General features: G+C 67.6%; 10 protein-coding genes. 1 reads left to right on the forward strand and 9 read right to left on the reverse strand.

Annotation, left to right across the window (positions count from 1 at the left end; genetic code table 11):
• On the reverse strand, positions 1-1,045 hold a 1,045-nt coding region (locus P8X75_08735; protein MEJ1995287.1), incomplete at its 3' end, for a phosphoserine transaminase.
• Positions 1,046-1,289: 244 nt separating this feature from the next.
• On the opposite strand from P8X75_08735, the gene P8X75_08740 reads away from it, so the two are divergent.
• Positions 1,290-3,068, forward strand: coding sequence for an SLC13 family permease (locus P8X75_08740; GenBank protein MEJ1995288.1), 1,779 nt, complete (start codon positions 1,290-1,292; stop codon positions 3,066-3,068).
• Here the strand turns inward: P8X75_08740 and P8X75_08745 are convergent.
• The 8 genes from P8X75_08745 to pal form a co-directional block, all read right to left on the reverse strand.
• Complete coding sequence (locus P8X75_08745) at positions 3,065-3,520, reverse strand: MaoC family dehydratase (protein ID MEJ1995289.1); 456 nt, start codon at positions 3,518-3,520, stop codon at positions 3,065-3,067. The genes P8X75_08740 and P8X75_08745 overlap by 4 nt on opposite strands.
• Positions 3,521-3,552: 32 nt before the next feature.
• Positions 3,553-4,371: a bifunctional hydroxymethylpyrimidine kinase/phosphomethylpyrimidine kinase gene (gene thiD, locus P8X75_08750; protein ID MEJ1995290.1), complete on the reverse strand. Its 819-nt coding sequence runs from the start codon at positions 4,369-4,371 to the stop codon at positions 3,553-3,555.
• A complete protein-coding gene (glmM, locus tag P8X75_08755; protein ID MEJ1995291.1) occupies positions 4,368-5,711 on the reverse strand; it encodes a phosphoglucosamine mutase in 1,344 nt (447 codons plus the stop codon). The genes thiD and glmM overlap by 4 nt, the downstream gene beginning before the upstream one ends.
• Positions 5,712-5,749: 38 nt before the next feature.
• Positions 5,750-6,862 carry a dihydropteroate synthase gene (folP, locus tag P8X75_08760; GenBank protein MEJ1995292.1) on the reverse strand — a complete coding sequence of 371 codons (1,113 nt, stop codon included), beginning with the start codon at positions 6,860-6,862 and terminating at the stop codon, positions 5,750-5,752.
• Between the two features lie 91 nt (positions 6,863-6,953).
• On the reverse strand, positions 6,954-8,888 hold the full coding sequence (gene ftsH, locus P8X75_08765; GenBank protein ID MEJ1995293.1) for an ATP-dependent zinc metalloprotease FtsH: 1,935 nt from the start codon (positions 8,886-8,888) through the stop codon (positions 6,954-6,956).
• A 76-nt stretch (positions 8,889-8,964) separates the two neighbouring features.
• Positions 8,965-10,344 carry a tRNA lysidine(34) synthetase TilS gene (gene tilS / locus P8X75_08770; GenBank protein MEJ1995294.1) on the reverse strand — a complete coding sequence of 460 codons (1,380 nt, stop codon included), beginning with the start codon at positions 10,342-10,344 and terminating at the stop codon, positions 8,965-8,967.
• A gap of 5 nt (positions 10,345-10,349) precedes the next feature.
• Positions 10,350-11,423 (reverse strand): tol-pal system protein YbgF, encoded by a 1,074-nt coding sequence (gene ybgF, locus P8X75_08775; protein ID MEJ1995295.1) that lies wholly within the window; start codon positions 11,421-11,423, stop codon positions 10,350-10,352.
• 252 nt (positions 11,424-11,675) lie between these two features.
• Positions 11,676-12,152 (reverse strand): peptidoglycan-associated lipoprotein Pal, encoded by a 477-nt coding sequence (pal, locus tag P8X75_08780; GenBank protein MEJ1995296.1) that lies wholly within the window; start codon positions 12,150-12,152, stop codon positions 11,676-11,678.
• Positions 12,153-12,209: the final 57 nt, after the last annotated feature.

Below are 12,209 nucleotides of genomic sequence, written 5' to 3' on the forward strand. Positions count from 1 at the left end.
TGTCGAACGCCACGCCTTCCTTTTCCAACAGACCGGCCAGGGCCTTGGGCACGCCCGCCTGGGCTCCTTCATCCAGCGACTCGAACCAGGGATCGACGATCTTCAGGCAGATCGAGGTGGAAGAGCGCGTCTCCGGGCTTTCGGCGAGGAAAGCCGCCCATTCGCTGTCCGCGATCCAGGATTCGACCGCGCGCAGGTTCGCCTGGGAGCGCTCGACCAACGCGGGCAGTCCGCCGATGCTCTCGCCCCATTTCAAACTGTCGAGCTGATCCTCCACGCAAAGCATCGAAGGGGTATTGATCGTCTCCCCCTTGAAGACCCCCTCGATGAGCTTGCCGCCCTTGGTCAGGCGGAAGATCTTGGGCAGCGGCCAGGGCGGGCTGTAGCTCTCCAGCCGCTCGACCGCCCGCGGGCTCAAGGCGAGCATGCCGTGCGCGGCCTCTCCGCCCATAACCTTCTGCCAGGACCAGGTGACCACATCCAGCCGGTCGAAGGGCAGAGGCATGGCGAAGGCCGCGGACGTCGCATCGCAGATGCGCAGACCCTCGCCCAGCGGCGGCAGGCCGTCATCGGGCACGCGCACGCCGGAGGTGGTGCCGTTGAAGGTAAAGACCAGATCGCGCGACCCATCGAGGGCGCCCAGATCACAAATATCTCCGTAGGCCGCTTCGATCACGCGGGCGTCGTCCAGCTTCAACTGCTTGACCGCATCGGTCACCCAGCCCTTGCCGAAGGATTCCCAGGCCAGCAGGTCCACGCCGCGCGCGCCCAGAAGGCTCCACATGGCCATCTCCACCGCACCGGTGTCGGAGGCCGGAACAATGCCCAGACGCCAGTCCTCAGGCAGACCCAGCAGGCTGCGCGAGCGCTCGATGACCTCCGCGAGGCGGGCCTTGCCCTCCTTGGCGCGGTGAGAGCGCCCCAGAAAGGCCGACTCGAGATCCGCCACCGACCAGCCGGGGCGCTTGCTGCAGGGCCCTGAAGAGAAATTGGGATTGCGCGGACGCTGCGTGGGCTTGGGAGGCTGCCCCGCCGGATCGCTCATCTGTCGTTCCTTTTGATAAAGTGGTCGCTCTCTGGCGCTTTGAGGCGCGGAGTGTAGGCAGCGTGCTGCGGCGCGTCAACGACCGCCTGGCCAGAAATCCCGCCTTTTCCGCCTGCTTTTCCCGGACCGCCGGTAAGGCAGCGCAGCTGCGCTTGTTGCAGCGCAACAGAATTAGCCCTTTCAACCGTCCCGCACGGCATGGAGAATGGCCTTCGCGTTGACCGATGGAGGGGCGCTCAACCTCATGCCTCAAGAGATGATTCTTCTGGCGATCGTGGCCGCGACCCTGGCGCTGTTCGCGTGGGGACGCCTGCGCTACGACATGGTGGCGCTGGGCGCGCTCATGGCCGCCGTGCTGACCGGGCTGGTCCCGGCGGGCGAGGCCTTCGCCGGTTTCGGTCATCCGGCGGTGATCACGGTCGCCAGCATCCTGATCGTCTCGCGCAGCCTGGAGCGCAGCGGCGTGGTCCACGGAATCGGGCGGGCCCTGCGCCCCAGCCGCCATTTCCCGGCGCTGCAGGTGGCGGCGCTCACCGGCGTCACCATGATGCTCTCGGCCTTCATGAACAATGTCGGTGCGCTCGCCCTGATGTTGCCGGTCGCGATCAACGCCGCGAACGCCAGCAACCGACCGCCGAGCCAGCTCCTCATGCCGATCTCCTTCGGCTCGCTGCTGGGCGGGATGACCACCCTGATCGGCACGCCGCCGAACATCATCATCTCCACCATCCGGGCCGAGCGGCTGGGCGAACCCTTCAAGCTCTTCGATTTCTCTCCGGTCGGTCTCTGTGTCGTGGCGGTGGGCCTGATCTATATCGGCTTTCTCGGCTGGCGCCTTCTGCCGATCCGCGACAAGGCGCGCGAAACCACCACGGAGCGCTTCAAGATTCAGGACTACATCACCGAGGTGCGGCTCGCCGAGGACTCGGATTTCGTGGGCAAGCGGCTGGTCGAGTTGGAAACGCTGGCCCAGTCGGACCTGGCCGTGGTCGCGCTGGAACGGCGCAAGGACCGCATGCTGGCCCCCTCCCCTTACCTGCGTTTGCAGGAAGGCGACCTGCTGGTCCTGGAGACCGACCCCGCGACCCTCAAGCGGGTGCTGGAGCCAGCGGGCCTGGAGTTGGTCGGCGCGCCGGAGCCCGAGCGCAGCCCGCTGCGCAGTGAGCGCGTCGGCCTCAGCGAGGTGGTGGTGACGCCGGGGTCGCGCTTCGAGGGACGCACCGTTAGAAACCTTCGGCTTCACACCGCCTATGGCCTGAACCTCTTGGGCGTTTCGCGTCATGGCGAGCGCGTGACCACCCGGCTCGGTCAGGTGCGCTTCCAGGCCGGCGACGTCTTGCTGCTGCAAGGCGAGAGCGACGCCATGCCCGCGACCTTCACGCTGCTGGGCGTGCTGCCTTTGGCCGAGCGCGACCTGCCTGAAACCCGAAACGAAAGGCTGGACTGGAAGCCCATCGCGGTCTTCGGCGCGGCGGTCGCGACCCTGCTCGCCGGACTCCTGCCGCCCCAGATCGCCTTCGTGCTCGCGGCCATGGCGCTGGTGCTGATCAAGAACATCCGGCTGCGCGAGGCTTACGAGGCCATCGACTGGCCCATCATCGTACTGCTGGGCGCGATGATCCCGGTCGGCGCGGCCATGGAGTCCAGCGGGACCGCCGCGACCATCACGGCGCCTTTGCTGGCCTTGAAGGAAACGCTTCCGCCCTGGGCGATCCTGGCGCTTTTGATGATGGTCACGATGCTGCTGACCGACATCATGAACAACGCCGCCACCGCCGTCTTGATGGCGCCCATCGGGCTCGCCATCGCCGCGGGACTGGGCTCCAACCCGGACCCCTTCCTCATGGCCGTGGCGGTCGGCGCCTCGGCCACCTTCCTGACGCCCATCGGGCACCAGTCGAATCTGCTGGTCATGGGGCCCGGCGGCTACAAGTTCAGCGATTACTGGCGGATGGGCGCGATCCTCGACATCCTGCTGATCTCGGTCGCGGTGCCGGTGATCCTGCTGGTCTGGCCGCTCTAGGCTGCGCTGTCCTCGGGCCGGCGTCGGAAGATGTGGATGATCTTGAAGGTCATGACCGGCTCGCCCTCCTGATTGACGACGCTGTAGGCCAGGATGACCCTGCCCCGGTCGGGCTTGCTGCTGGAGGGCGTCTGCTCCAAAACCTCAGCCTCGACGTGCAGCGTGTCCTCGGGATAGACCGGCTTCAGCCAGCGCACTTCGTCCATGCCCGGAGAGGCGGTGTTGCAGGCATTGATGATGTTGGCCTGATAGAACATCCGAAAGCCGATCAGCAGCGTCTGGAAGCCGCTGGCGATCAACCCGCCGAAGGGATTGTCCGGGGCCGTCTTGTCCAGATGGAAGGGCTGCGGATCGTAGGTGAAGGCGAAATCCAGGATCTGCGCTTCGGTGATGGTGCAGCCCAGCGTGGTGAAGCGGCGACCGACCGTGAAGTCTTCAAAATAGAGCGTCATGGGGTGTCTCGCGAAAGCCGTCAAAAGGGGTTTCAGTCAAAGGGCCGCACGGTGACGCCGTGGCCTACCGGCCCCTGACCCTCACCGAAGCCGGGGGCGGCCATCAGCGCGGCGCGCAGATAGCGGCGCGCGCGGGCCACCGCGTCCTCGACCGCCATGCCCTGGGCGAGCCCGGTTGCGATGGCGGAGGCCAGGGTGCAGCCGGTGCCGTGGGTCTCCTGAGTATCGATGCGCGGGTCGGCGAAACGCCGCGTGCCGCTTGGGGTGACCAGCAGGTCAACCATCTCTTCTCCCGCCCGGTGCCCGCCCTTGACCAGCACCGCCTTGGGGCCGAGCGCCAGCAGCGCCTCCCCAGCCGCCTGCATGCCGCGCTCATCCTCGATCTGGATGCCCGACAGCACCTCGGCCTCGGGAATGTTGGGCGTCAGGATCGCCGCCAGGGGCAGGAGGCGGGCGGTCAGCGCCTCCACGGCGTTGTCTTCGAGCAGGCGCGCGCCGCTCTGCGCCACCATGACCGGATCGGCCACGATGGGCTGTTCCAGATGTTCCAGCACCCCGGTCACTGCTTCGATGGTCGCGACGTCGTGCAGCATGCCGGTCTTGATGGCGTCGGCGCCGATGTCCTCCAGCACCACCAGCATCTGCTGGCGGATGAAGCCGGGTTCCACGCCCTGGACCCCGAAGACCCCCTTGGTGTTCTGGGCCGTGAGCGCCGTGATCGCCGTGGCCGCGAAGCCGCCCAGCGCCGTCACCGCCTTGATGTCGGCCTGAATGCCCGCACCGCCCCCGGAATCGGACCCGGCGACGATCAGGACGCGGCCGCGTTTTTCACCCGGATGGATGTCGGTCATGCCCCCGTCCCGATGCGCTCGATCAGGCCGTCGACCACCTCGTTGACCAGGGCCGGATCGTCGCCCTCGGCCATGACCCGGATCAGCGGCTCGGTGCCGGAGGGCCGTATCACCAGACGGCCGCCCCGGCCCAGCGCCGCCTCGCCCGCGCGGACCGCCTCGGCGAAGGCGGGGGTGTCGATGACCCCGCGATCCGTCACCTTCACGTTCTTCAGCACCTGGGGCACCGGGTCGAAGACCGCGAGCAGCTCGCTCGCCGGCTTGTCCGACGCGACCAGCGCGGAGAGCACCTGAAGCGCCGCGATCAACCCGTCACCGGTGGTGGAGTGATCGGTCATGACGATGTGGCCGGACTGTTCGCCGCCGAGGTTGAAGCCGCCCGCGCGCATGCGCTCCACCACATAGCGGTCGCCGACCGGCGTGCGCTCCAGCCCGATGCCGAAGTTCTCCAGATGGCGTTGCAGGCCGAGGTTGGACATGACCGTGGCCACGACCCCGCCGCCCTTCAGCAAGCCCGCCTCCAGCCAGCGCGAGGCGATGAGGCCCATGACCTGGTCGCCGTCGATCACCCGGCCCTTCTCGTCGACCAGGATGACCCGGTCGGCGTCGCCGTCCAGCGCGATGCCGAGGTCCGCGCCCTCTTCGACGACGCGTTTTGAAAGCGCCTGGGGCGCGGTGGCGCCGCAATCCTTGTTGATGTTGGTGCCGTCCGGGGTGACGCCCATGGCGATCACCTCCGCACCCAGCTCGAAGAGCACGGCGGGCGCCACCGCGTAGGCCGCGCCATGGGCGCAGTCGAGCACGACCTTCAAGCCCTCCAGGCGCTGACGGCGCGGCAGGCTCTGCTTGACGAACTCGATATAGCGGCCACGGGCGTCGTCCAGGCGGCGCGCGCGGCCCAGGTCGCTGGCGTCCACCCTCAGGCTCTCGGTGCCCTCTTCAACGCGGGTCTCGATGGTGGCCTCGACCTCGTCCGAGAGCTTGAACCCGTCCGGCCCGAAAAACTTGATGCCGTTGTCGTCGAAGGGGTTGTGGGACGCGGAGATCACCACGCCGAGGTCGGCGCGCAGCGAGCGGGTCAGCATCCCCACGGCGGGCGTCGGCAGCGGACCCAGCAGCACCACGTCCATCCCAACCGCGATGAAGCCGGCCGTCAGCGCGGGTTCCAGCAGGTAGCCGGAAAGCCGCGTGTCCTTGCCGATCACGGCCAGCCCATGGCGGCCACGGTGGTGCGAGCCCGCGGCCATGGCCAGCGCCAGCGCCAGTTCGGCCGTGATCGGCTCCTGGTTGGCGCGGCCCCGTATGCCGTCGGTGCCGAAGAGTTTGCGCTTGGCGTTCATGCGCTCCAGCTACGTCCTTCCGCTAAAGTCCGTTCTGCTTATAGCAGCTTTGCAGGCGGCGGCTCCATTCCCTCGATCACTGAAAAGAGCGTCATGGCCTGCCGCGTTTCCGCCAGATCGTGGACCCGGAAGATCTGCGCGCCGCGCGAGCGACCGGTGAGCGCGCAGGCGATGGAGCCGGGGCCGCGCTCCTTGGCGGGCTCGTCGCGGCTCAAACGCCCGATGAAGCGCTTGCGGCTGACACCCAGCAGGATCGGGCAGCCGAGGCCGTGAAAGGCCCCCAGGCCGCGCAGCAGCTCAAGGTTATGCTCGATCGTCTTGCCGAACCCAATGCCGGGATCGACGGCGATCCGCTGCCTCGGGATTCCCTCCGCCTCGGCCGCGGCGATCCGGGTTTCAAGAAAGGCGTAGACCTCGCTGAGGCAGTCCTCGTAGCGCGGGTCCTTCTGCATGGTCTGGGGCTCGCCCTGCATGTGCATCAGGACCACGGGCAGCCCGCTTTCAGCCGCGGCGCGCAGCGAGCCGGGCTCACCCTGAAGAGCAGTGACGTCGTTCAAGACCGCCGCGCCGGCCTCCCTGGCCGCGCGCATCACCTCGGCATGGCGGGTGTCGACGGAGACAAGGGCGCCCTCCTTCGCCAAGCCTTCGATCACCGGCAGGACGCGCTTCAGCTCCTCTTCCAGGGGGACCGGATCGGCGCCGGGCCGGGTCGACTCTCCGCCCACGTCCAGCAGGTCGGCCCCGGCCTCGCGCATGGCGAGCCCGGCTTCGATCGCCCGTTCGGCGTCCAGGTGGTCTCCGCCATCGGAAAAGCTGTCGGGGGTGACGTTGATCACGCCCATGAGGCAGGCGCGGTCCATCTGGACGCCGGCGAAGTCCGCGCGAGGCGCGGTGAGCCGGGCCAAAGCCGCCTCGATCGCCTCCAGATGCCGGGGGGCCTGCGTCGAGGCCCAGGGAAGCAGGGCGTCGGCGGTCACGGTCTCCTTCAGCGAAACCCGCGCGCCATCCCAGATCCGCACCTCCACGGCGGTGAAGCCCCGGTTCCCGCCCGCAAGCCGCTGGGCGGTCGGCGGCAGCGAGTCCGCGAGGTCCAGGCCCAAAGGGGTCAGGATCACGCTTGCCGAAAGGTTTTGCTCAGAGGTCTCGGCCATTCAGGGGCCCGCCGGACTGTTTGAAAAGGAAACGGGAGCGGCCCTGTTCTAGAACCGCTCCCGCCTGAAGATCAATGGCTTGAGCCTTGCGTCAGCTTCCCGGCTGCGGCTCCGGTGACAGGCCGCCGGCGTCGCCGCCCTTGGACTTGCCGCTGGAGGGCACGGAGGCGCGGCGGCCGCTGGAAGACCCGCCGGCAGCGGCGTCGCCAGGACCTGAGCGGTCGATGGTCTCGCCGCGGATCAGCGCGCGAACCTCGTCGCCCGAAAGCGTCTCGTACTCCAACAGACCCTTGGTCACGGCGTGCAGGTCGTCGAGATGTTCGTTCAGCACTTCCTTGGCCTTGGTCTCGGCCTCGTCGATGATGCTGCGGATCTCTTCGTCGATCAGCTGCGAGGTCGCCTCGGAGACGCTCTGGGAACGCGCCACGGAGTGCCCCAGGAAGACCTCTTCCTGGTTCTCCTCATAGCGCAGCGGGCCGAGCTTCTCGCTCATGCCCCACTCGGTCACCATGCGGCGCGCGAGGTTGGTCGCCTGCTGGATGTCGTTGCCCGCACCGGTGGTCACGTTGGCCGGACCGTAGATGATCTCCTCGGCGACGCGGCCGCCGAACATCATGGCCAGCTTCGCGGTGATCTCGTTGCGCTTATAGCCGTAACGGTCCCGCTCGGGCAGGTTCATGGTGACACCCAGCGCGCGGCCGCGCGGGATGATCGTCACCTTATGGAGCGGATCGTTGCCCGGCACGAAGAGGCCCACCAGGGCGTGCCCCGCCTCGTGATAGGCGGTCAGCTCCTTCTCCTCGTCGGTCATGACCATGGAGCGGCGCTCCGCGCCCATCAGGACCTTGTCCTTGGCGTTCTCGAAGTCCGCCTGGGTCACCACGCGCTTGCCCGCGCGCGCGGCGATGAGAGCCGCTTCGTTGACCAGGTTGGCGAGGTCGGCGCCGGAGAAGCCCGGCGTGCCGCGCGCAACCACGCGGGCGTCCACATCGGGAGCCAGGGGCACCTTGCGCATGTGAACGCGCAGGATCTGTTCACGGCCCAGCACATCGGGATTGGGCACCACCACCTGACGGTCGAAGCGGCCCGGGCGCAGCAGCGCGGGGTCCAGCACGTCCGGACGGTTTGTGGCAGCGATCAGGATCACGCCCTCGTTGGACTCGAAGCCGTCCATCTCGACCAGCAACTGGTTGAGGGTCTGCTCCCGCTCGTCATTGCCGCCGCCGAGACCGGCGCCGCGATGACGGCCGACGGCGTCGATCTCGTCGATGAAGATGATGCAGGGGGCGTTCTTCTTGCCCTGCTCGAACATGTCGCGCACGCGGCTCGCGCCGACGCCCACGAACATCTCCACGAAGTCGGAGCCGGAAATGGTGAAGAAGGGCACATTGGCCTCGCCGGCGATGGCGCGGGCCAGAAGCGTCTTACCGGTACCCGGAGGGCCGACCAGCAGCACGCCCTTGGGGATGCGTCCGCCGAGGCGCTGGAACTTCTGCGGGTCGCGCAGGAACTCGACGATCTCCTCCAGCTCCTGCTTGGCCTCTTCGATGCCGGCGACGTCCTCGAAGGTGACGCGCCCGGTCTTCTCGGTCAGCAGGCGCGCCCGCGACTTGCCGAAGCCCATGGCCTTGCCGGACCCGGACTGCATCTGCCGCATGAAGAAAATCCACACGGCGATCAGCAGCAACATCGGGAACCAGGAGATGAGTATGGTCATCAGGGTCGACTGAGTCTCTTCCGGCGACGCCTGGACGCGCACCCCGTTGCTCATCAACTGGTCAACCAGCGAGGAGTCATTGGGCGGCGCATAGGTCTGGAAAGAGGTCCCGTCGGTGAAGGTTCCTGAGACGCGGTCGCCCTGAATCAACACATCGCGCACCTCACCGGTGTCGACGCGGTTCATGAAGTCGGAATAGGCGAGCTGCTGTTGCGGCGTCCCGGTGCCGGCACCCTGAAACACGCTGAAAAGCGTGAAAAGCAATAGGATGATGACGATCCAAAGAGCGGCGTTGCGGCTAAAATTCACGGTCTTTCGTCCTCTCGGGCTCCACTTTGGCCAAGGCGGCCCTCAGTGGCCGGCGGCAGAAATCGTTCCCACGCCCTCAATAGATAATGTGCCTTTCGGGCGGGGCAACTGTAAAGCGTTCATGTTTCAAAGGATTTAACGGCGCAAATTCCGAACTCAAGCAAAGCGGCTGCGTCAGATCGGCACGGCGGCAGTCCAAGGCCGGCAGAGCGGCCAGTCCCGCAGCGTCGAAAAGCGCTGGCAAGGGGTGGCAGGCCTCCACCGGCAGGCGCGCCCGGACCTTCGCCGCCAAGGCGGGTTCCGCTTGCTTCAGCGCGGCCCAGCCGTCCGGCCCCAGGGGCGCCAGCCTAAAGCCTTTGGCAGCCCCGGAGAAGGTCAGCTCAAAGCGCCCGTCCCACAACAAGCGTTCTTGCCCTTCGAGACTTCGAGGCTCGGGCAGCCCTGCGGCCTCGCGGAAAACCAGAAGTTCGCCTTGCCTCGGCAGGATCCGGCAGCCCCCCAGCGTGGCGCCCGGAAAGTCGGGCGCCTGCACCGCCTCATGGAGACGCTCCAGGGAGTCGCGGCGCGGCTGGTAGGGCGCGCCGCCGATTGCCGTCACCGCCCGCGCCAGACACCAAAGCGCGAGCGGTTCTGGCCCCTGGAGAAGCTCCTCGCGCCTCAAGCGCAGCAGACCCTCCGGCTCAAGCGACGCGGTCCGCGTCAACCGCTCTTCGATGAGGGGCTCCAGACGCGCGCGCAGCAGGCCGAGGTCCCGCGCGGTCGCGGCGAGCAGGGCCGGGGTCACGCCTTCTTCCGCAAGGGACGGCAGCAGGCGGCGCAGACGCACGCGGCTGAAAGAGGGGTCTTCGTTGGAAGGGTCGTCGCTCCAGGTCAGCCCGCGCGCCAGCAGGAAGCCTCGCAACTCCTGACGCCCTTCGCCCAGAAGCGGGCGCCAAAGCTCCACCGCCCCCCGCCGTCTCAGCGCCGCCATGCCGGAAAGTCCAGGCAGGTCGCTGGACGCCTCCAGCCGCAGGAGGAAGGTCTCCGCCTGATCTTCGAGCGTGTGGCCGAGAAAGAGCGCCTCAACCCCCGCTTCCCGGCAGGCTGCTTCCAGAAGCTCGAGCCGCGCGGCCCGGGCCCGCGCCTGGAGAGCCGGACCGACGGCAGCGCGCCGCCAGGTCAGGATGCGGTGCTCCGCGCCCAGCGCGGTCGCCGCCTTCCCCGCCGCCTCGGCTTCGGCGCGCGATCCTTCGCGCAGACGGTGATCGACGGTCAGGGCCAAAAGGCGTCCGCCGCGTGGCCGCAGCCAATCGCTCAGAAGACAGGTGAGCGCCAGGGAATCGCCGCCGCCCGAAAGCCCCACGGCAAGCCGTGGAGACGGGCCGAGCCTACGTCCCCTGGCCGCCTCCAGCCAGGAGACGGCCGCGGCGAAGCGCTCCTCCAGTCCTCGGGCCTGCGGGCGCGGCGCTTCAGCCATCACGGCTAGCAGCCGAGACGCTGGCGCTCCAGTTGGGCTTTCTGCTGTATGTTGCTGGGCGCGTTCGGGAAGCGCTGCTGAAGCTGGGCGAAGGTGGCGCAGGCGTTCTGCTTGTCGCCCAGCTGGCCCAGCGACATGCCGAGCTTGAGCAGATTGTCCGGGGCCTTCGACCCCTGCGGAAACTGCTGGAAGCCCTCGGCGAAGGTGACCGCCGCGTTCTGGTAGTCGGCGCGAACGTAATAGGTCTCGCCCAGCCAGTACTTGGCGTTGGGGGCGAGGTCGTGATTGGGGTTCTGCTCCAGAAAGGCGTCGAGGGCCACCTGGGCGTCGTCGAAACGGGTCTGGCGCAACAGGCCGAGGGCAAAGCTGTACTGATCCTCCGGCGAGCCGTCCGGCAAGGTGACCGGGCCGCTGGAGGGCGCCGCCGCCGTCTGCGGCGCGCTTTCAGCCGCCGCTTGACCGCTGCCGCTCTGATCCCCGGAAACGCTGCGCTGCTGCTGGACGGCCGCGAGGCTGTTCTCGGACACCTGCCCCAGCGAACCGACCGTCGAGCTGCCGGTGGCGACACCGCTTGAGGAGACGCCGCTGGAGCCTTGGGTCTGGCTCTGAACTTGCGGGGCTGCCGAGGCGCTATCCTGAGAAGCCGAGGGCGCTGCGCTCGACGCGCTGGGCGGCGGTGTTACGGGATCGCCGCCCTCAAGAACGGTCAGGCGGTATTCCGCGTCGTTGATGAAGCGCTCAAGCCGATCGCTGTTCTGTCGGATGCGGTAGTTCATCTCCTCGATCTGCCCGCGCAACTGGCGCAGGCTGGTCTCCAGCTCACCCAGACGCACCTGGATATCGGCTGCTGAGCCAGCGGGAAGCTCTTGAACGGCCGCGCCCGAGGAAGCGCCGCCCGAGCCGCCTCTGTAGACGTAGCTCTGGAGGTCGCTCAACTCACGCTGAAGACGCTCGATCTGGCTTTGCAGGTCCTGAGCCTTGGCGCCGCCTGCCGGAAGGGCAACGGCGAGCAGGACTGCGAAAAAGAATGCGGCGATGCCTCCGCCCGGTCGGCGATGAGGAGCGGCGAGCGCGGTCATGGCGACTCTCTCCCTTGAGTTCCTATTGGGTCGGGCCGTAGCGATCGGCTTTGCTGGCCGCCGGACCGGACACGACAAGGCGTCCGACAAGGTCCGAAGGCCGCTGAACGTCACCCTCTTCTTCACCCAGCTTGTTGTCAGAAATATGGCGCAAGCGCGCGAGTCGAAGAAAGCAAGGCCCGTCCCGCTGTTCTGCGGAAACGGGCCTTGCTTTAGGCAGCGGTCCCAGGGACCCCTCGCCGCGGAGCTTCGTCAGTTGACGACGAAGACGGCGCGGCGGTTCTGGGCCCAGGACGCTTCGTTCGAGCCGATCACGGCCGGACGCTCTTCACCGTAGGAAACGGTGCGCATCCGGGCGGGAGAGACGCCCAGCGCCGCCACGTAGTTCATGGCTGCGTTGGCGCGGCGCTCACCCAGCGCGAGGTTGTACTCACGCGTGCCGCGCTCGTCGGCGTGCCCTTCGACGGACACGGTGACCGACGGGTTGGACTGCATCCAGGCCGCGACGCGGTCCAGCGTGGACTGAGCCTCGGCCGTCAAAGTGTACTCGTCAAACCCGAAGAAGACGCGGTCGCCGACGTTGACGACGAGATCTTCCTGAGAGCCCGGCACGGGCTGGCCGGCGGTGCTGGAGCTGCCCGAACCAGAAGCGTCGCCGCTGGTCGAAGCAGTTTCACAAGCGCCCAGGAGCAGAAGAGCCGCGAACATGGAAAGAAGCTTGAAGCGCATTTTAAGTCCCCTCAATCTGATGCGGAACCTTCCGCATCAAGTCGTTGATCGAAATTA

The organism is Limibacillus sp. (assembly GCA_037379885.1).
In the GTDB taxonomy this organism is placed as follows: Bacteria; Pseudomonadota; Alphaproteobacteria; order Kiloniellales; family CECT-8803; genus JARRJC01.